Source organism: Pseudomonas fakonensis (genome assembly GCF_019139895.1).
In the GTDB taxonomy this organism is placed as follows: domain Bacteria; phylum Pseudomonadota; class Gammaproteobacteria; order Pseudomonadales; family Pseudomonadaceae; genus Aquipseudomonas; species Aquipseudomonas fakonensis.
Window position 1 is genome coordinate 4,716,335 of sequence record NZ_CP077076.1, and the last position, 19,467, is coordinate 4,735,801.

The 19,467-nt window shown below is 63.6% G+C and carries 20 protein-coding genes; 4 read left to right on the plus strand and 16 right to left on the minus strand.

Annotated elements, in window-relative coordinates:
* Positions 1–3: 3 nt before the first annotated feature.
* The 4 genes from KSS94_RS20770 to KSS94_RS20785 form a co-directional block, all read right to left on the minus strand.
* Positions 4–585, minus strand: coding sequence for a phage baseplate assembly protein V (locus KSS94_RS20770; protein ID WP_217839936.1), 582 nt, complete (start codon positions 583–585; stop codon positions 4–6).
* Positions 582–1,079: a hypothetical protein gene (locus KSS94_RS20775; protein WP_217839937.1), complete on the minus strand. Its 498-nt coding sequence runs from the start codon at positions 1,077–1,079 to the stop codon at positions 582–584. The genes KSS94_RS20770 and KSS94_RS20775 overlap by 4 nt, the downstream gene beginning before the upstream one ends.
* Positions 1,076–1,429 (minus strand): phage holin family protein, encoded by a 354-nt coding sequence (locus KSS94_RS20780; RefSeq protein WP_217839938.1) that lies wholly within the window; start codon positions 1,427–1,429, stop codon positions 1,076–1,078. The genes KSS94_RS20775 and KSS94_RS20780 overlap by 4 nt, the downstream gene beginning before the upstream one ends.
* Positions 1,430–1,906: 477 nt before the next feature.
* Entirely contained in the window at positions 1,907–2,644 is a 738-nt protein-coding gene (locus KSS94_RS20785) for a LexA family transcriptional regulator (RefSeq protein WP_217839939.1), read from the minus strand.
* Positions 2,645–2,901: 257 nt separating this feature from the next.
* On the opposite strand from KSS94_RS20785, the gene KSS94_RS20790 reads away from it, so the two are divergent.
* The 3 genes from KSS94_RS20790 (at position 2,902) to fdxA (ending at position 7,272) form a co-directional block, all read left to right on the plus strand.
* Positions 2,902–3,924 carry an acyltransferase family protein gene (locus KSS94_RS20790; protein ID WP_217839940.1) on the plus strand — a complete coding sequence of 341 codons (1,023 nt, stop codon included), beginning with the start codon at positions 2,902–2,904 and terminating at the stop codon, positions 3,922–3,924.
* A 309-nt stretch (positions 3,925–4,233) separates the two neighbouring features.
* Entirely contained in the window at positions 4,234–6,807 is a 2,574-nt protein-coding gene (mutS, locus tag KSS94_RS20795) for a DNA mismatch repair protein MutS (protein WP_217839941.1), read from the plus strand.
* 141 nt (positions 6,808–6,948) lie between these two features.
* A complete protein-coding gene (gene fdxA / locus KSS94_RS20800; protein ID WP_217839942.1) occupies positions 6,949–7,272 on the plus strand; it encodes a ferredoxin FdxA in 324 nt (107 codons plus the stop codon).
* A 470-nt stretch (positions 7,273–7,742) separates the two neighbouring features.
* On the opposite strand, the gene rpoS is transcribed toward fdxA, so the two are convergent.
* The 8 genes from rpoS to KSS94_RS20840 all read right to left on the minus strand — a co-directional run bounded on the left by rpoS (position 7,743) and on the right by KSS94_RS20840 (position 14,912).
* Positions 7,743–8,750, minus strand: coding sequence for an RNA polymerase sigma factor RpoS (gene rpoS, locus KSS94_RS20805; RefSeq protein ID WP_011535249.1), 1,008 nt, complete (start codon positions 8,748–8,750; stop codon positions 7,743–7,745).
* 105 nt (positions 8,751–8,855) lie between these two features.
* Entirely contained in the window at positions 8,856–9,710 is an 855-nt protein-coding gene (locus tag KSS94_RS20810) for a peptidoglycan DD-metalloendopeptidase family protein (RefSeq protein ID WP_217839943.1), read from the minus strand.
* Between the two features lie 175 nt (positions 9,711–9,885).
* Entirely contained in the window at positions 9,886–10,524 is a 639-nt protein-coding gene (locus tag KSS94_RS20815; protein ID WP_217843639.1) for a protein-L-isoaspartate(D-aspartate) O-methyltransferase, read from the minus strand.
* A gap of 38 nt (positions 10,525–10,562) precedes the next feature.
* The gene (gene surE / locus KSS94_RS20820; RefSeq protein WP_217839944.1) at positions 10,563–11,312 is read right to left on the minus strand and encodes a 5'/3'-nucleotidase SurE; all 750 of its coding nucleotides are present in this window, start codon (positions 11,310–11,312) and stop codon (positions 10,563–10,565) included.
* Positions 11,300–12,358, minus strand: coding sequence for a tRNA pseudouridine(13) synthase TruD (truD, locus tag KSS94_RS20825; protein ID WP_217839945.1), 1,059 nt, complete (start codon positions 12,356–12,358; stop codon positions 11,300–11,302). The genes surE and truD overlap by 13 nt, the downstream gene beginning before the upstream one ends.
* Complete coding sequence (gene ispF / locus KSS94_RS20830) at positions 12,355–12,828, minus strand: 2-C-methyl-D-erythritol 2,4-cyclodiphosphate synthase (RefSeq protein ID WP_217839946.1); 474 nt, start codon at positions 12,826–12,828, stop codon at positions 12,355–12,357. Before ispF ends, truD begins: the two co-directional genes overlap by 4 nt.
* A 111-nt stretch (positions 12,829–12,939) precedes the next feature.
* Positions 12,940–13,788, minus strand: coding sequence for an S-formylglutathione hydrolase (gene fghA, locus KSS94_RS20835; RefSeq protein WP_217839947.1), 849 nt, complete (start codon positions 13,786–13,788; stop codon positions 12,940–12,942).
* Positions 13,789–13,799: 11 nt separating this feature from the next.
* Positions 13,800–14,912: an S-(hydroxymethyl)glutathione dehydrogenase/class III alcohol dehydrogenase gene (locus tag KSS94_RS20840; protein ID WP_217839948.1), complete on the minus strand. Its 1,113-nt coding sequence runs from the start codon at positions 14,910–14,912 to the stop codon at positions 13,800–13,802.
* 108 nt (positions 14,913–15,020) lie between these two features.
* On the opposite strand from KSS94_RS20840, the gene KSS94_RS20845 reads away from it, so the two are divergent.
* Positions 15,021–15,917 (plus strand): LysR substrate-binding domain-containing protein, encoded by an 897-nt coding sequence (locus KSS94_RS20845; RefSeq protein WP_217839949.1) that lies wholly within the window; start codon positions 15,021–15,023, stop codon positions 15,915–15,917.
* 117 nt (positions 15,918–16,034) lie between these two features.
* Here KSS94_RS20845 and ispD read toward each other — a convergent pair whose 3' ends face one another.
* The 4 genes from ispD to kdsA form a co-directional block, all read right to left on the minus strand.
* Positions 16,035–16,742 carry a 2-C-methyl-D-erythritol 4-phosphate cytidylyltransferase gene (ispD, locus tag KSS94_RS20850; RefSeq protein WP_217839950.1) on the minus strand — a complete coding sequence of 236 codons (708 nt, stop codon included), beginning with the start codon at positions 16,740–16,742 and terminating at the stop codon, positions 16,035–16,037.
* Positions 16,739–17,020 (minus strand): cell division protein FtsB, encoded by a 282-nt coding sequence (gene ftsB, locus KSS94_RS20855; protein ID WP_217839951.1) that lies wholly within the window; start codon positions 17,018–17,020, stop codon positions 16,739–16,741. Before ftsB ends, ispD begins: the two co-directional genes overlap by 4 nt.
* Positions 17,021–17,176: 156 nt before the next feature.
* The gene (eno, locus tag KSS94_RS20860; RefSeq protein ID WP_217839952.1) at positions 17,177–18,466 is read right to left on the minus strand and encodes a phosphopyruvate hydratase; all 1,290 of its coding nucleotides are present in this window, start codon (positions 18,464–18,466) and stop codon (positions 17,177–17,179) included.
* Positions 18,467–18,620: 154 nt separating this feature from the next.
* Positions 18,621–19,466, minus strand: a complete 846-nt coding sequence (kdsA, locus tag KSS94_RS20865) for a 3-deoxy-8-phosphooctulonate synthase (RefSeq protein WP_217839953.1) — start codon at positions 19,464–19,466, stop codon at positions 18,621–18,623.
* Position 19,467 lies beyond the last annotated feature (1 nt).

The following is a 19,467-nucleotide window of genomic DNA, read 5'->3' on the forward strand; positions in this document are numbered from 1 at the left end:
TGCCTAGTGCTTGTGGTTGGCGGTGTTGCCGGCGGTATCGATGATCCGCCCGCCGCCGTTGATGTCGCCGCTGACGGTGAGCGGGCCGTTGACCGCTACCTGGCCGGCCAGGGTGATGGTCGAGGCCTCGACCGTGACCGACGGCGCCTTCAGGGTGATTGCGCCGTCGTTTACCTCCAGCACACTGCCGGCCACGTTGATGGTGGCGTTGCCGGCGGGCAACTGGATGGCATAGCGCCCGGCCTGCCAGTCGTAGCTCAGCGAGCCGCCGTCGTCGAAATGCCAGGCTTCTACATGGTCGCGGTTGTCCGGCGGGTTGCCGGCATTGCCGTACAGCCCCGGCACGAAGGTGCCCTGGGCCGGCTCGCCGCTGGGGCTGACCAGCACGCCCTGCTCGTCCAGGCTCGGCGCCCGCCAGTGCCGGGCCTTGCCGGCGGCCAACGCATGCCAGCGCACCCAGGCGCTGGTCCAGCCGCCGCCGTCGGACACCCGTACCCGGGCGGCGGCCAAATCCACCGCCACCACCCGGCACGGGATCACCAGGGCGGCCAGCATGCGGTCGTGCATGGCACTGGCGTAGCTCATGCCAGGTCCTCCGGGCTGATGTAGCGGTTTTCGTTGCCGGTACCGGTATCCGGGTCGAAGCCCAGCATCAGGCTGCCCGGCGGTTGGTCCGGCCATTCCCAGCGCGGTTCGCCCAGCAACACCGGCTGCTCCCAGCGCACCTTCCATTGCGCGCCCTGGTACTGCGCCTGCACGTTGCGGGTTGCCTCGACGAACTCCAGGCCCCACAGCTGCTGGCGCAACAGGTCCATCAGTTGCGCCGCCAGCTCGCTGCCTTGTAGCCGTGCATCGTTGCTGGCGCTGTCGGGGGTGATATCGGCCTCGAAGGTGACCGCCAGTACCGAGCGGCCATCCCGGGGCGCGGCGTCGGCGACCATACTGACGATGCCGTGGCGCAGGGCGGGTAAAGCCGGGCTGTTTCCTACAGCTGAATCAGCGTCGACTGACGCCAAATCCGGCATTGCCTCACGAATGGTCGCAGTGAGGGTTGCCTGTAACGTGGCCAGCTGGCTCATGCATCCTCCTTCCATTGCTCAGTACTGCCGGCCGGCTCGCGCAGGCCCAGGCGGCGTGCCGCCCAGCGTTCGTAAAGGTTGATGGCGACGTCGGCGCCGGCCATGGCGGTGAGGCAGCCAAAGGCCGCGGCGCTCCAGATCGACATGCCGCTGGCATACAGCAGCATGACCGTCGACACCCCGCAGACCATGCAGGCCCCAGAGCGCAGCGCCAGCCGCCGGATCAGCGCCCAGCCTCGGGCACCGGCCTTGTCGGCGCGCCACATCTCGCCAGACAGACCGCCCAGCAATGCCAGGACGATCACCAGCCAGAGCGGCATTTCCAGCAACGTCTGTTGCTCGTTCGTCACTGTCCTGTCTCCTGTGTGATGCCCGCCGGCGACATGCCGGCGGTGCGTGTGGGTTGTGTGCATATGAATGAACGTGGCATTCCAAAGGGCCCGGTTCGCCAGGCCCTGCAGTAATGCGTTGTCCAACCGCCGGCCACGACTGGTGACGCCGCGCGGTTGCGCTTCAAATTGGTGACTCCGACCGCGGCCGCCTGCCCGCCGGATAACTGCTTCTGGTGCTTTACGCTGCACACCCGGGCCAGTTGCCAACCCTCTGAACAGTCGAGGCCTGTTCATCGCTGCCTGTGTAACAACCGGTTGCTGACCGGCTTGAGACACAGGTTATGCATTGGTGCATATGCAGTCAATGCATTTGTTCAAGTTTTTATGCGCTTGAATTTGCTTAAATGCATGCAGTCCATGCATGACGCGGCTTGTAGGGCTTTTCTGAGGACGAAAAAAAACCCGCCAAGGCGGGTTCGTTTTGCGCAAGAGGGGTCAGCGGGCGTACATGCCCCACCAGAACACATGGCCGAGCAGGCTGATCTGCTCATCCTGCATCTGCTGGAAGCTGTAGTCCTCGTCGGGGTGCTCGTCGCGGTTGAAGCTGCGCAGGCGAATGCCGGTGGGCAGGCGATACACCTGCTTCACCCGCAGCTGGCCATTGTGGTTGATGGCATAGAGGTCGCCGTCGATGATGTCGCCTACCGTGCACTTGCCGGTGTTCACCCCCACCGTGGCGCCGTCGCGCAGCACCGGCAGCATGCTGTTGCCACGCACGGTCACGCACTTGGCGTTGTCGAACTGCACACCGTTGTGGCGCAGGCTGCGCTTGCCAAAGCGCAAGCGGGCATGCTCGCTCTCTTCGATGACGAATCTTCCTGATCCTGCTGCCAACTCGACCTCACGAAGAAAGGGTACGGACACCTCGTCGTCCTCGACGGGGGTTTCATCATCCCACAGGCTGATGTCGTTCAGCGCCGAATGGGCTGGCGTGGAGGCTGCGGCTTCGCGCGACTCGCCAAGCTCGGCGCGACCACGCAACTGGTCGGTGCTGATGCCGAAATACTCGGCGATGCGCGACACGTGCTTGTCGGACGGGTCGACGATTTTCTCGCTGAGAATACGCGACAGCGTGGATTGCGGAACGCCCGTGCGCCGGTGCAGCTCTGTCGGGGACAGGCCGTGGCGGTCGAGCAGCGCTTTGAGTACGGAGGCTACGTTGCGTTTTTGCATAGCGTGCATAATGCAGCCATGTCCGCACAAATGCAATCTTCAGCGCAACGCGCGGATTCACCGCCCGTCTCCCCGGTGAAGGGTGGCAAAGTGGGTGTCTTCGCTCTCCATGCTGCATGCCGGCAATCGCCTTGTGCAGTGCTGGTGTCAATCCCTAGAGCATACGCCAGGGCACCAGCTGTCCTCCCTGGCGTAAAGGATGGAATTTCCGTGCGGAAAACCCTAGTATTCAGGGTTTCCTCGAGCAGTACGAAAGAATGCTGAACTCAATTCAAATACTGCGAGCGCTCGCAGCATGGGTAGTGGTATTCCATCACTATCTTCAAGTTACTTACAACTTCACAACTACCGACCCCCTCTCTGTTGCACTTCATCGGTACGGTGCAATCGGGGTCGATCTGTTCTTCGTGATCAGCGGATTCGTCATTTTTCTCTCTGCTTCTCGACAAAAAGTCACGCCGTTTGAATTCGCCATTCACCGAATCGCACGCATTGCACCGGCATACTGGATTTTCACCACGCTCACAGCAGTCGTGCTGGCATACCTTCCAGGCGTCATCCCGATGACGCTATTTGAACCGCTGTTCTTCATCAAGAGTCTTTTCTTTATCCCGGCAGCCAACCCTTCCGGGATTGGCTACTTTCCACTGGTGACCGTCGGTTGGACGCTGAATTATGAAATGGCGTTCTACGCGGTATTTTTCTTCTCGTTGTTCCTCCCCGGAAAGTTTCGTATCGCGGCACTTTTCGTTGGAATTCTCGCATTGCGCAAACTTCTTCCAGAGCTGGGGGGCGCATTCGAATTTTACAAGAACAAAATCGTCTATGAATTTCTCTTTGGCGTCGCCATCGGGATGCTGCACCAGCGAGGCGCCTTCAATTCAATGAAGCCTTGGGCAAGCATCGGCCTGCTGGCAATAGCACTGTTCATCATGATCAGGTCCGGCCCTGTCACGCACAGCCCATTCGCTTCAGGTATTCCCTGCGCACTTATCGTGATAGCCGCCCTGTCGCTGGAGCGACTGACTAAAAACATGAAATGGCTGAACGCATTGGGGAATTGGTCGTACTCCACGTACCTGTGCCATATCCCGATTCTTTGCCTCATGCTGGAAGTGCAGAACCACACAGGCCTACCCCCTGCGATCACCCTGCTTACATCGTTAATTCTGATTGCCCTTGTGTCCGCAGCCAGTTTCAACCTGGTAGAAAAACCCATTGCAAAGCGTATGAAGAAGACATCCCCCGAGCCAACAGGTAGCCTGGCGGCCAAGCCGTAACGTTTACTGGCGCGCCGGCGCGGATGTTCTGCTGCCCTTCCGGCTCGCCACCTCGCGGCGCTGAAGCTCTGCCCGCTGCAGGGCTTCAGCACAATCAGTGTCCGGGCCCGCCTTTATCGGTGATGGCGATAATCCAACGGGCCCGTCGAACAAGCAGCCCTGCACCTGATAAAGATCGCTCATCTACCTACAGGTTTTTGGGGCCTGCCCCTGTAACCGGATGTGCCAACGGCGGCCCGTGCGGTGCCTTGGAAAACCCTGTAGCATTGCGTGTTTAGCAATTAGACGCACACAGCTTCAAGGCCCCGAATGTCTGATCTCTCCGCACACACCCCGATGATGCAGCAGTACTGGAAGCTGAAAAACCAGCACCCGGACCAGCTGATGTTCTACCGCATGGGCGACTTCTACGAGATCTTCTACGAAGATGCGAAGAAGGCCGCGAAACTGCTGGATATCACCCTGACCGCCCGCGGGCAGTCGGCGGGGCAGTCCATCCCCATGTGCGGGATCCCGTTCCATTCGCTCGAGGGCTACCTGGCCAAGCTGGTCAAGCTCGGCGAGTCGGTGGTCATCTGCGAGCAGATCGGCGACCCGGCCACCAGCAAGGGGCCGGTGGAGCGCCAGGTGGTGCGCATCATCACCCCGGGCACCATCAGCGACGAGGCGCTGCTGGACGAGCGCCGCGACAACCTGATCGCCGCCCTGCTGGGTGACGAGCGCCTGTTCGGCCTGGCCGTGCTGGATATCACCAGCGGCAACTTCACCGTGCAGGAGATCAAGGGCTGGGAAAACCTGCTGGCGGAGCTGGAGCGCATCAACCCGGTGGAGCTGCTGATCCCGGATGACTGGCCACAAGGCCTGCCGGCCGAGAAGCGCCCCGGCGCACGCCGCCGCGCGCCCTGGGACTTCGACCGCGATTCGGCGCGCAAGAGCCTGTGCCAGCAGTTCGCCACGCAAGACCTCAAAGGCTTTGGCTGCGACAAGCTGACCCTGGCCATCGGCGCCGCCGGCTGCCTGCTGGGCTACGCTAAAGAAACCCAGCGCACCTCGCTGCCGCACCTGCGCAGCCTGCGCCATGAGCGCATGGATGACACGGTCATCCTCGACGCCGCCAGCCGCCGCAACCTGGAGCTGGACATCAACCTGGCCGGCGGGCGCGACAACACCCTGCAATCGGTGGTCGACCGCTGCCAGACCGCCATGGCCAGCCGCCTGCTGACCCGTTGGCTGAACCGCCCGCTGCGCGACCTCAAGGTGCTCACTGCGCGCCAGGGCTCCATCCGCTGCCTGCTCGACGGCTACCGTTTTGAAAGGCTGCAGCCGCAGCTCAAGGAAATCGGCGACATCGAGCGTATTCTGGCGCGTATCGGCCTGCGCAACGCCCGCCCGCGCGACCTGGCGCGCCTGCGTGACGCCCTGGGCGCGCTGCCCGAGCTGCAGAACGCCATGGCCGAGCTGGAAGCGCCGCACCTGGCGCGCCTGGCCGCCATCACCGGCACCTACCCGGAGCTGGCCGGCCTGCTGGAGCGCGCGATCATCGACAACCCGCCGGCGGTAATCCGCGACGGCGGTGTGCTCAAGACCGGCTACGACAGCGAGCTGGACGAGCTGCTGGCCATGAGCGAGAACGCCGGCCAGTTCCTCATCGACCTCGAAGCCCGCGAGAAGGCACGCACCGGCCTTGCCAACCTCAAGGTCGGCTACAACCGCGTGCACGGCTACTACATCGAGCTGCCGACCAAGCAGGCCGAGCAGGCCCCGGGCGACTATATCCGCCGCCAGACCCTCAAGGGCGCCGAGCGCTTCATCACCCCGGAGCTCAAGGCCTTCGAGGACAAGGCGCTGTCGGCCAAAAGCCGCGCCCTGGCCCGCGAGAAAATGCTCTACGACGCGCTGCTGGAGACCCTCATCGGCCACCTGGCGCCGCTGCAGGACAGCGCCGCGGCCCTGGCCGAGCTGGACGTGCTGAGCAACCTGGCAGAACGTGCGCTTAACCTGGACCTGAACTGCCCGAGCTTTGTCGACGAGCCGTGCCTGCGCATCGAACAGGGCCGCCACCCGGTGGTCGAGCAGGTGCTGACCACGCCGTTCGTGGCCAACGACCTGGGCCTGGACGACAGCACGCGCATGCTGATCATCACCGGCCCGAACATGGGCGGTAAGTCCACCTACATGCGCCAGACCGCACTGATCGTGCTGCTGGCGCATATCGGCAGCTTCGTGCCGGCGGCCAGCTGCGAGCTGTCGCTGGTCGACCGCATCTTCACCCGCATCGGCTCCAGCGACGACCTGGCCGGCGGGCGCTCGACCTTCATGGTCGAGATGAGCGAAACCGCGAACATTCTGCACAACGCCACCGACCGCAGCCTGGTGCTGATGGACGAAGTGGGCCGCGGCACCAGTACCTTCGACGGCCTGTCGCTGGCCTGGGCCGCCGCCGAGCGCCTGGCCCAACTGCGCGCCTACACCCTGTTCGCCACCCACTACTTCGAGCTGACCGTGCTGCCGGACAGCGAACCGCTGGTGGCCAACGTGCACCTGAACGCCACCGAGCACAACGAACGCATCGTGTTCCTGCACCACGTGCTGCCGGGCCCGGCCAGCCAGAGCTACGGCCTGGCCGTGGCCCAGCTGGCCGGCGTGCCGGGGCCGGTGATTCAGCGTGCCCGCGAACACCTGGGCCGGCTGGAGACCGCCAGCCTGCCCCATGACGCGCCACTTGCCAGCAAGAGCAAGGGCGAGCCAAGCGTGCCGCACCAGAGCGACCTGTTCGCCAGCCTGCCACACCCGGCCATCGAGAAGCTGGGCAAGCTGCAGCTGGACGACATGACGCCGCGCCAAGCTATCGAAATGCTATATCAACTAAAGAACCTGTTATAACGACCACCCGCGCAAGCTGGTAGAATCCGGCGCGGTTTGCGAGTGCTGCAGGTTATTAGCCTGGCCTGCAGCCACACCATCGTGAGCCGCGCTGCCCTGGACGCAAGGGCAAGCTGCCGTCGCCTGAGGAGAGAATTAGAAATGACCTTCGTCGTCACCGACAACTGCATCAAATGCAAGTACACCGACTGCGTGGAAGTCTGCCCGGTGGACTGCTTCTACGAAGGCCCGAACTTCCTGGTGATTCACCCGGACGAGTGCATCGACTGTGCGCTGTGCGAGCCTGAGTGCCCGGCCCAGGCCATCTTCTCGGAAGACGAGATCCCGGCCGGCATGGAGAACTTCATCGAGCTGAACGCCGAGCTGGCAGAAATCTGGCCGAACATCACCGAGAAGAAAGACGCCCTGGCGGACGCCGAAGAGTGGGACGGCAAGACTGGCAAGATCGCCGACCTGGAGCGCTGAGTTCCAGGCACGAAAAAGGCCCGCAACGGGCCTTTTTCATTTTTGCCAGGCAAAAAAAAGGGGCGGTTTGACCCGCCCACATTTTTTCCGTAGTCCCTGTATATCCCACTCATCGTCCTGATGAATCGCTTCTTGCGATGTCCTTGGCCGTCATCCGTGATGGCCTGTGTCTGTCCGTTGACACAGTTCGAATACTAGCGATTTCCGGGCGGTGGGCAAGGGGTGAATTTTTCAGGAAGTTTCCGCAGACACATTCAGAAAAATCGTAAAAATCCTTTATTTTCAATTGGTTAAAAATTTAAAAGCGTTGGAAACGACTTTTATTTACCGCTCCTATCACGGTTCTCCTACACCACGAGTAAGTAAATGCTTACACGCCATGCAACGACGGTAGATAAGTAAACACCCCCGTAGACACAAACAAAAACGCCCCGAGGTCATCGGGGCGTCTTGCGCGGCCTGGCGTGCGCTTACTGGAACAGCGACTCGCTGGACAGGCCGTTCTTCTCGAGGATCTCGCGCAGGCGCTTGAGGCCCTCTACCTGGATTTGCCGCACCCGTTCACGGGTCAGGCCGATTTCCAGGCCAACGTCTTCCAGGGTGCTGCTTTCGTGCCCGCGCAGGCCGAAGCGGCGTACCACCACCTCACGCTGCTTGTCGGTCAGCTCGCCCAACCACTGGTCAATACTCTGCGACAGGTCGTCGTCCTGCAGCAGCTCACAGGGGTCGGTGGGGCGGTCGTCAGTCAGGGTGTCGAGCAGGGTCTTGTCCGAGTCCGGGCCGAGCGAGACATCCACCGACGATACCCGCTCGTTCAGGCCGAGCATGCGCTTGACCTCGGCCACTGGTTTTTCCAGCAGGCTGGCGATTTCTTCGGGCGATGGCTCGTGGTCGAGCTTTTGCGTCAGCTCCCGCGCGGCACGCAGGTAGACGTTGAGCTCCTTGACCACGTGGATCGGCAGGCGGATGGTGCGGGTCTGGTTCATGATCGCCCGCTCGATGGTCTGGCGAATCCACCAGGTGGCGTAGGTCGAAAAGCGGAAGCCACGCTCGGGGTCGAACTTCTCCACCGCACGAATCAGGCCCAGGTTGCCTTCCTCGATCAAGTCGAGCAGCGACAGGCCACGATTGACGTAACGGCGGGCGATCTTCACCACCAGGCGCAGGTTGCTTTCGATCATGCGCTTGCGACCGGCCGGGTCGCCTTTTTGCGAGAGACGTGCGAAATGCACTTCTTCCTCTGGCGAAAGCAGGGGCGAGAAGCCGATTTCGTTGAGATACAGCTGGGTGGCATCGAGCGCCCGGCTGTAATCGATATATTTGTGCTGCTTGAGCGAGGCGCCCTGTTTCGACTTGGTCCGAACCGACGGTACAGCAGGTTCGTCTGACACCACATCCGTTTCCAAGACGATGCCGGTCTCCATCAAGAGCAGGTCATCGTCGATGTCAAACTCCGGCACTTCTTTACTGAGAGCCATTGTTATAGTCCTTTGCTGAGTTCGAACTCAGACTCGAGCGTCACCTCTCCGTGGTAGCGCTGGAGCCTGTCCCCTCTACATCCAAGGAACAGGCCGGAACAATGGTCAGCGGCGCGGCAAGAACTGGAGCGGATCGACGGGTTTGCCCTGGCGGCGAATCTCGAAATGCAGCTTCACCCGATCAGTGCCCGTAGACCCCATCTCTGCGATTGTCTGCCCTGCCTTGACCTGCTGCCCCTCCCGAACCAAAAGCCTGCGGTTGTGACCGTAGGCACTGACGTAGGTATCGCTGTGTTTGATGATGATCAGCTCGCCGTAGCCCCGCAAGCCACTCCCGGCGTAAACCACTGCTCCATCAGACGCGGCAAAAACAGGCTGTCCCAAATCACCGGCGATATCAATGCCTTTATTCAAACTACCGTTTGAAGCAAATTTTCCAATCAACACGCCGTTTGCCGGCCACGTCCAGCCGCCTACGGCGCGCTCTGCAGCCGGGACCTGGGCAACCGTTTGCGAGGACGTCGAAGGCGCCACTGTGGCAGTTTTGCCACTGCCGGATGATGGCGCAGCAGTGGCCACTGGCCGACGAATGACCGTCGTCTTGCTGGATGAAGAAGGGCTCGAAACCACCGTCGTGCTGCCACCGGCGGCACTGCTGAAACGGATGGCCTGGCCTGGGCGGATGGTGTATGGCGCCGGGATATTGTTGCGCGCCGCCAGCTCCTTGTAGTCCCAGCCATAACGGAAGGCGATGGAGAACAGGGTGTCGCCCGGCTTGACCACGTACTGCCCGGAGGTGACGGTCGGGCGCTTGGGCGCCGCATTATTGCGGTCGACCACCCGCGCGCCGCTGGAGCCTGTGCTCGAGCAGCCGGCCAACAGGGTTCCCATGGCAAGCGCAATCACCAGAAGCTTCAAAACCGAACGATCCTTGCGCTGCCGAACGACTGTGTGACCCACCCGCGCTCCCCTCATGGTGCCGAAAAAGACGATTTGAAATGCAATATTGTTGCAATTATAACCGAGGCGCCTGCCGAGCAGGGCCCGGGATGTGCCGCAATGGCGCAGGCCTCGCCGAATAGACAGGCCCGGCACCCAGGAATTCGTCGCCCGCGCAAATATTCCGGCGCTTGCCTCAGGCCAGCGGGCCGCCCAGCAATGGCACGAAGCGCACCGCACCGAGCACCCGGCGCGAGAAGCCGTGTTCTTCACGCACGATCAGCATCAGTTGCTGCGCCTCCCCAGCAGGGCCCACCGGGATGACCATGCGCCCGCCAGGCGCCAACTGGTCGAGCAGGGCCTGGGGTACCTCAGTTGCCACTGCGGTGACGATGATGGCGTTGTACGGCGCCAGCGCCGGCCAGCCTTCGCAGCCGTCGCCCCAGCGGAACACCACGTTGCGCAGGTTGAGTTCGAGCAAACGCTCCTTGGCGCGGTCCTGCAGCACCTTGATGCGCTCCACCGAGAACACCCGCTCCACCAGCTGGGCGAGGATCGCGGTCTGGTAGCCAGAGCCGGTGCCGATTTCCAGCACCTTGTCCAGCGGGCCGGCCTCGAGCAACAGCTCGCTCATGTGCGCAACCATGAACGGCTGCGAGATGGTCTGGTTGTGGCCGATCGGCAGCGCGGTGTCTTCGTAGGCGCGATGGGCCAGGGCCTCGTCGACGAACAGGTGGCGCGGGGTGCGGCGGATTGCCTCGAGCACCTTGGCGTTGGACACGCCCTCCTCGTACAGCCGCTGGATCAGCCGCTCGCGGGTGCGCTGGGAGGTCATGCCAATTCCGTGGCGCATCAGATCGTCCTGCTCGCGCATCAGAGCACGCCCTCCAGCCAGCCCTCGAAACGCTCGAAAGCGTCGTTGAAGGTGCGGTCCAGCTGCAACGGCGTGATCGACACGTAGCCTTGCATCACAGCATGGAAGTCGGTGCCCGGGCCGCCGTCCTCGGCGTCACCGGCCACGGCGATCCAGTAACCTTCCTTGCCCCGCGGGTTGACCACCTTGTGCGGCGCGGCGGCGCGTGCACGGTGGCCCAGGCGGGTCAGCTGGATGCCGCGGATGTGCTCCAGCGGCAGGTTGGGGATGTTGATGTTCAGCACCGTGCGCGGCGGCAGCTCCAGGCGCGCCTGCGCCTCGACCAGGCGGCGGGCGATATGGGAGGCGGCCGGCAGGTTGTCGGGCTGGCGCGACACCAGCGAGAACGCCAGCGACGTACCGCCGAGGAAGCGCCCTTCGAGCGCAGCGGCCACAGTGCCGGAATACAGCACGTCGTCACCCAGGTTGGCGCCCAGGTTGATACCCGACACCACCATGTCGGGGGTGTGCGGCAACAGGCCGTTGACCCCCAGATGCACGCAGTCGGTGGGGGTGCCGTTGAGGCTGATGAAGCCGTTGGCGAGCGTCTGCGGATGCAGCGGCCGGTCGAGGGTCAGCGAGCTGCCGGCACCGCTCTTGTCTTGATCCGGGGCAATTACCGCGCACTCGGCATAATCCGCCAGCGCAGCATGCAGCGCGGCGAGGCCGGGTGCGGTAACACCGTCGTCATTCGAAATCAGAATACGCATGGGCTGTCCGTCTGCCCTGCCGGCACCAGATCGACGAGTTCGCGCACCACCACGGTGGCGAAGCATCCGGCCGGAAGGACGAATTCCAGTTGCAGGATATCAGGCTCGGGATAATGCCATGTAAGCCGCCCAATAGGGAGCCGCAGAATGCGCCGTTCGTGCGCCATGCCCGCCCGCGCCAGCCACTGGCACAGCTGCGGGTGGCGCGCGCCGACAGTGTTTTCCAAGGCCTGGGGGCTGCCGCTGCCCGGCGCCTCGCCCTCGCCCCACAACGGGCCGGTGGGATGCAGGTCGAGAATCGCCAGACGCGGGTCGCTGCATTCGGCCTCGCCTGCGGCGAAGAAGCTGCGGCTGTCGGTGAAGGCCAGCAGGTCCCCCACCTGGGCGTGTTGCCAGCTGCCATCGGCCACCCGCGCGGCCAGCACCTGGTTGAACAGGTAGCTGCGCCCGGCCGACAGCAAGCGCGAACGCACGTTGCGCTGTTCGGGCAAGGCCTGGCGTGCCGCCCAGTCCTGAGCGTCATGCACGTTACCACCAGCATGGCCGAAGCGCTGTGCACCGAAATAGTTGGGCACACCCTGGGCCTTGAGTTGCTCCAGGCGCGCATCGAGTGCCAGGTGCTCGGCGGTCAGACTGGTCAGACGCAAGGTGAAGCCGTTGGCCGAATGGGCACCGCGCTGCAGCTTGCGTGAATGGCGCACCTGCTTGAGCACGCGCAAGGTCTCATCCTCGGCGCGGGTCAGGTCAGGGTCGGCCTTGCCCGGCAGGTGCAGGCTGAACCACTGGCGGGTCAGGGCCTGGCGGTCCTTGAGGCCCGCATAGCTGATGGCGCGCACTGGCACGCCGGCGGCGCGGGCCAGGCGGCGGGCGGCTTCTTCGGTATTGAGGTCGCGTTTTTCGACCCACAGCCACAGGTGCTCGCCCTGCCCCGACAACGGGATATCAAGCACTTCATCGACCTGGAAGTCCTCGGCCACCGCCTTCAATACGGCGCTGCCCAGGGCCTCACCCGAGGCCCGTGGCCCCAGCAGTTCCAGTTCGGTCATACGGGCAGCAACAGGGCGACGGCGTGCACGGCGATCCCTTCCTCACGGCCGGTGAAGCCGAGCTTTTCTTCGGTGGTGGCCTTGACGTTGACCTGGTCGAGTTCGACCTGCAGGTCTTCGGCGATGCGCTGGCGCATGGTTTCGATGTGCGGGGCCATCTTCGGCGCCTGGGCAACGATGGTGGCATCGACGTTGCCGACCTTCCAGCCCTTGCCGTGCACCACACCCAGCACATGGCGCAGCAGCACGCGGCTGTCGGCGCCCTTGAACTGCGGGTCGGTGTCGGGGAAGTGCTTGCCGATGTCTCCCAGCGCCGCGGCGCCGAGCAGGGCATCGCTGACGGCGTGCAGCAGCACGTCGCCGTCGGAATGGGCCAGCAGGCCGTATTTGTGGGGGATACGCACCCCGCCCAGGGTAATGAAATCACCGTCGGCAAAACGGTGCACATCGTAGCCGTGGCCAATACGCATAGAAAAACGCCCTGATTGAGTCAGGGCGTGATTCTACCTGCTTTGCGGGGGATTGGGGGGGCCGAGGAGGCCCCATCGCGGGGCAAGCCCGCTCCCACGCCCGGGCTCAAGTCAAACCCGGCCAAGTGCCACTGCATGGTGGCGCAGGTGCTCATCGATGAAGCTGGCGATGAAGTAGTAGCTGTGGTCATAGCCTGGCTGCAGGCGTAGGGTCAGCGCATGCCCGCCCTTGCGCGCGGCCTGTTCCAGCGCCTGCGGCTTGAGCTGATTTTCCAGGAAGTCGTCACGGTCCCCCTGGTCCACCAGCAGCGGCGGGCATTCACTGGATTCTGCCAGCAACACGCTGGCATCCCACTCGCGCCAGCGCGCACGGTCTTCGCCCAGGTAGCGGCTGAAGGCCTTCTCGCCCCACGGGCAGTCCATGGGGTTGCTGATCGGCGAGAACGCCGACACCGAGCGATATCGCCCCGGGTTGCGCAAGGCACACACCAGCGCGCCATGCCCACCCATGGAGTGGCCGCTGATGCTGCGCTGATCACTGGCCGGGAAATGCGCCTCGATCAGTGCCGGCAGCTCCTGCACCACGTAGTCATGCATGCGGTAGTGCTGGGCCCAGGGCTGCTGGGTGGCGTTGAGGTAGAACCCGGCGCCCAGGCCAAAGTCCCACGCGCCGTCCGGGTCGCCCGGCACCTGCTCGCCGCGCGGGCTGGTGTCGGGGGCAACAATGATCAGCCCAAGCTCGGCGGCCAGGCGCTGGGCGCCGGCCTTCTGCATGAAGTTCTCGTCGGTGCAGGTCAGCCCCGACAGCCAGTACAGCACCGGCAGTTTCTCGCCCTGCTCGGCCTGGGGCGGCAGGTACACGGCGAACACCATATCGCAGCCGAGCACCTTGGAGTGGTGCCGGTAGCGCTTGTGCCAACCGCCGAAGCTCTTCTGGCAGGAGATGTTTTCCAGCGTCATGGCAGCGGGCCTCAGAAGTGGATGACGCTACGAATGCTCTTGCCTTCGTGCATCAGGTCGAAGGCCTTGTTGATGTCTTCCAGGCCCATGGTGTGGGTGATGAAGGTGTCCAGCGGGATCTCGCCCTTCTCGGCCATCTCGACGTAGCTCGGCAGCTCGCTGCGGCCACGTACACCACCGAACGCCGAACCGCGCCAGACGCGACCGGTCACCAGCTGGAACGGACGGGTGGCGATTTCCTGGCCGGCACCGGCCACGCCGATGATCACCGACTCGCCCCAGCCCTTGTGGCAGCACTCCAGTGCCGCGCGCATCAGTTGCACGTTGCCGATGCACTCGAAGGAGAAGTCCACGCCGCCGTCGGTGAGGTCGACGATCACTTCCTGGATCGGGCGGTCGTATTCTTTCGGGTTGATGCAGTCGGTGGCGCCCAGTTGGCGGGCGATCTCGAACTTGGCCGGGTTGATGTCGATGGCGATGATGCGCGAGGCCTTGGCCTTGACCGCGCCGATGATGGCCGACAGGCCGATGCCGCCCAGGCCGAAGATGGCCACGGTGTCACCAGGCTTGACCTTGGCGGTGTTGATCACCGCACCAATACCGGTGGTGACGCCGCAACCGAGCAGGCAGACCTTCTCCAGCGGGGCTTCTTTCTGGATCTTGGCCACGGAGATTTCCGGCAGCACGGTGTACTCGGAGAAGGTCGAGGTGCCCATGTAGTGGAACAGCTGCTGGCCTTTGTAGCTGAAGCGGGTGGTGCCGTCCGGCATCAGGCCCTTGCCCTGGGTGGCGCGGATGGCCTGGCACAGGTTGGTCTTGCCCGACAGGCAGAATTTGCACTTGCCGCACTCTGGGGTGTACAGCGGGATCACGTGGTCACCCACCGCCACCGAGGTGACGCCTTCGCCGACCGCTTCGACAATGGCACCGCCTTCGTGGCCGAGGATCGACGGGAAGATGCCTTCCGGGTCGGCGCCCGACAGGGTGTAGGCGTCGGTGTGGCAAACGCCGGAGGCGACGACGCGCAGCAGCACTTCGCCGGCTTTGGGCATGGCCACGTCGACTTCGACGATTTCCAGGGGTTTCTTGGCTTCGAAGGCTACGGCAGCGCGGGACTTGATCATCAAGTGTCTCCAGACAGGGTGTCGATTTCAGTCCAGCAGTGTAATTCATGCTCTTTTGATGAATAATCCGGCCAGTTAAAAAACATTATTGCTGTATAGGGATAATCCATGAGCAACCGCTGGGAAGGCATCGACGAGTTCGTCGCTGTGGCCGAGTCGGGCCAGTTCACGGCGGCGGCCGAGCGCCTTGGGGTTTCCTCGTCACATATCAGCCGGCAGATCGCCCGCCTGGAAGAGCGCCTGCAAACCCGCCTTTTGTACCGCAGCACCCGGCGGGTAACCCTGAGCGAAGCCGGGCAGACCTTTTTGCAGCACTGCCAACGCCTGCAGGATGGCCGCGAAGAGGCCCTGCGGGCCATGGGCGATCTGGCCAGCGAGCCCAAGGGCCTGCTGCGCATGACCTGCGCGGTGGCCTATGGCGAGCGTTTCATCGTGCCGCTGGTGACGCGCTTCATGGGGCAATACCCGCAGCTGCGGGTGGAGGTGGAGCTGAGCAACCGCACCCTCGACCTGCTGCACGAAGGCATGGACCTGGCGATCCGCCTGGGCCGCCTGCAGGACTCGCGACTGGTGGCCACGCGCCTGGCGCCGCGGCGCATGTACCTGTGCGCCTCGCCTGCTTATCTTGAGCGCTACGGGCGGCCCCACAGCCTGTCGGAGCTGGCCCGGCACAACTGCCTGGTAGGCAGCTCGGACTTGTGGGCCTTGCAGCAGGATGGCCGCGAGATCAGCCAGCGGGTGCAGGGCAACTGGCGCTGCAACAGCGGCCAGGCGGTGCTGGATGCAGCGCTGCAAGGGATGGGCTTGTGCCAGTTGCCGGATTACTACGTGCTGGAGCACCTGCACAGTGGCGCGCTGGTGTCGCTGCTGGAGGCGCACCAGCCGCCAAATACGGCGGTGTGGGCGCTGTATCCGCAGCAGCGGCATTTGTCGCCGAAGGTGCGGCGGTTGGTGGATTACATGAAGGCAGAGCTGGCGGGGTTGCCGGAATATCGGGGGACCTGATCGAAAGCCGGGTCCGCTTTGCGGCCCTTTCGCGGCACAAGGCCGCTCCTACAGGAGATCGCGAGCCCCTGGAGCGGCCTTGTGCCGCGAAAGGATCGCAAAGCGGTCCCAACAGGCTCAGCGCTTACCTGCCCACCGCTGGCGCAGCCACTCCAGGTCTTCCGGCCGGGTCACCTTGATGTTGTCGCTGCGCCCTTCCACCAGCCGCGGCGCGTGCCCGGCCCATTCGATGGCCGAGGACTCGTCGGTGACCGCCACATCCGACACCAGGCACTCGGCCAAGGCGCGGTGCAGCATGCCCAGGCGAAACATCTGCGGCGTATAGGCCTGCCAAACGGTGCTGCGGTCGATGGTGGCGCTCACCCGGCCATCGGCGCCAGCGCGCTTGAGGGTGTCGCGGGCTGGCACAGCCAGCAGGCCGCCCACCGGGTCATCGGCCAGTTCCGAGAGCAAACGGTCCAGGTCGCTGCGCGCCAGGTTTGGCCGGGCGGCATCGTGCACCAGCACCCAATCGTCGTCGGCAGCGCCCTGGGCGTGCAGCAACAGCAGCGCATTGAGCACAGAATCGGCACGCTCGCGGCCACCCGGGGCACGCTGGATGCGCGAGTCCTGGGCGCAATGCAGGCCGGGCCAGTACGGGTCTTCATCGGCAATGCTGACCACCACACCCATGAGCGCGGGGTGGCCTAGAAAACAGTCGAGGCTATGCTCGAGAATGGTCTGCCCGCCCAGCATCAGGTATTGCTTGGGGCGGTCGGCAGCCATGCGGGCACCAACGCCCGCAGCAGGGATCACGGCCCAGAAGGCCGGTAACGGGTGGGTCATTTTTGCGGCAGCTGGTAGAGGGTTTCGCCTTCCTTGACCATCCCCAGTTCATGACGAGCCCGCTCTTCCACGGTCTCCATACCTTTCTTCAGCTCCAGCACTTCGGCATCGAGCACGCGATTGCGCTCCAGCAGCCGCTCGTTCTCGGCGTGCTGTTCGTCAATCTGCTGCTTGAGTTCGGCCACTTGCGCCAGGCTGCCATTACCGACCCAAAGGCGGTATTGCAGGCCGCCGAGCAGCAGGAGCAGGACGAGGAACAACCAATAGGGACTGCGCATGAAGATATCCAGGTATAAAGGCCGCCGCAGCGAGCTTCCGATAGCACGAAGCCTGGCCGAGGCCAGGCTTCGTCGACAGAAACCCGTGGGAAACGCCTGAACGTTCAGTACGAACGTGCAGGCTGCCCCGGCTGCTGCCTTTTTACCATCTCTTGCTTAGCCGCGAAACTCGGCACGGCCGCGGTAAACGGCCTTGGCGCCCAGTTGCTCTTCGATGCGCAGCAGTTGGTTGTACTTGCTGACGCGGTCGGAACGGCACAGCGAACCGGTCTTGATCTGGCCGGCAGCGGTACCCACGGCCAGGTCGGCGATGGTGGAGTCTTCGGTTTCACCGGAACGGTGCGAGATCACCGCGGTGTAGCCGGCAGCCTTGGCCATCTGGATGGCTTCGAGGGTTTCGGTCAGCGAGCCGATCTGGTTGAACTTGATCAGGATCGAGTTACCGATGCCCTTCTCGATGCCTTCTTTCAGGATTTTGGTGTTGGTAACGAACAGGTCGTCGCCCACCAGCTGGACTTTCTCGCCGATCTTGTCGGTGAGGATTTTCCAGCCAGCCCAGTCGGACTCGTCCAGGCCGTCTTCGATCGAGATGATCGGGAAGCGCTCGGTCAGGCCTTTGAGGTAGTCAGCGAAGCCTTCGGCGTCGAACGACTTGCCTTCACCGGACAGGTTGTACTTGCCGTCTTCGTAGAACTCGGAAGCGGCGCAGTCCAGGGCCAGGGTCACGTCGGTGCCCAGCTTGTAGCCGGCTTTTTCGCAGGCTTCGGCGATGGCCGCCAGGGCGTCTTCGTTGGAAGCCAGGTTAGGCGCGAAGCCACCTTCGTCACCCACGGCAGTGTTCAGGCCACGGGCCTTCAGTACAGCCTTGAGGTGGTGGAAGATCTCGGTGCCCATGCGCAGGCCGTCGGAGAAGGTCTTGGCGCCAACCGGCTGCACCATGAACTCCTGGATGTCGACGTTGTTGTCGGCGTGCTCGCCGCCGTTGATGATGTTCATCATCGGAACCGGCATCGAGTACTGGCCCGGGGTGCCGTTGAGGTTGGCGATGTGCGCGTACAGCGGCAGGTCCTGGTCCTGCGCGGCAGCTTTGGCGGCAGCCAGGGAGACGGCCAGGATGGCGTTGGCGCCCAGCTTGGCCTTGTTCTCGGTACCGTCCAGTTCGATCATGGCGCGGTCCAGGGCTTTCTGGTCCGATGGGTCCTTGCCCAGCAGCAGCTCGCGGATCGGGCCGTTGATGTTGCCGACGGCTTTCAGCACGCCTTTGCCCAGGTAACGGCTCTTGTCGCCATCACGCAGCTCCAGCGCTTCGCGCGAGCCAGTGGAAGCACCCGACGGCGCGCAGGCGCTGCCGATGATGCCGTTGTCGAGCAGTACGTCGGCTTCCACGGTGGGGTTGCCACGGGAATCGAGAACTTCACGACCTTTGATGTCGACGATCTTTGCCATTGTTGTAAGCACTCCAGAATTGACGAAACTAACGCAACTTTTGGGAATTCTTGCCGTTCACCAGGCGACATGGCACGGGCAGGCCTGGCGAAGGGAGCCCCTGACCTGACAGTCAGGGGGTGGAACGGGCGGTACTTTACCCGAGAAACGCGCTTTACGCGGTTTCTACCGTCGGAAAACTTTTCACCAGGTCATCCAGCTGCTTGAGCTGGCTGAGGAACGGCTCCAGTTTGTCCAGGCGCAGGGCGCAGGGGCCGTCGCACTTGGCGTTGTCCGGGTCCGGGTGGGCTTCGAGGAACAGCCCGGCCAGGCCCTGGCTCATGCCGGCCTTGGCCAGGTCCGTGACCTGGGCGCGGCGGCCACCGGCGGAGTCGGCGCGCCCGCCCGGGGTCTGCAGGGCATGGGTGACGTCGAAGAACACCGGGTACTCGAACTGCTTCAGGATGCCGAAGCCGAGCATGTCCACCACCAGGTTGTTGTAGCCGAAGCTCGAACCGCGCTCACAGAGGATGAGCTGGTCGTTGCCGGCCTCGACGCACTTGGCGAGGATGTGCTTCATCTCGTGGGGCGCCAGGAACTGCGCCTTCTTGATGTTGATCACCGCGCCGGTCTTGGCCATCGCCACCACCAGGTCGGTCTGGCGCGACAGGAAGGCCGGCAGCTGGATGATGTCGCACACCTGCGCCACCGGTTCGCACTGGTAGGGTTCGTGCACGTCGGTGATCACCGGCACGTTGAAGGTGCGTTTGATCTCCTCGAAGATCTTCAGCCCCTCTTCCATGCCCGGGCCACGGTACGAGGCCACCGACGAGCGGTTGGCCTTGTCGAAGCTGGCCTTGAACACGTACGGGATACCGAGTTTTTCGGTGACCCGCACGTACTCCTCGCAGACCTTCAGGGCCAGGTCACGGGACTCCAGGACGTTCATGCCGCCGAACAGGACGAACGGCTTGTCGTTGGCGATCTCGATGTTACCGACGCGAATGATCTTCTGAGTCATG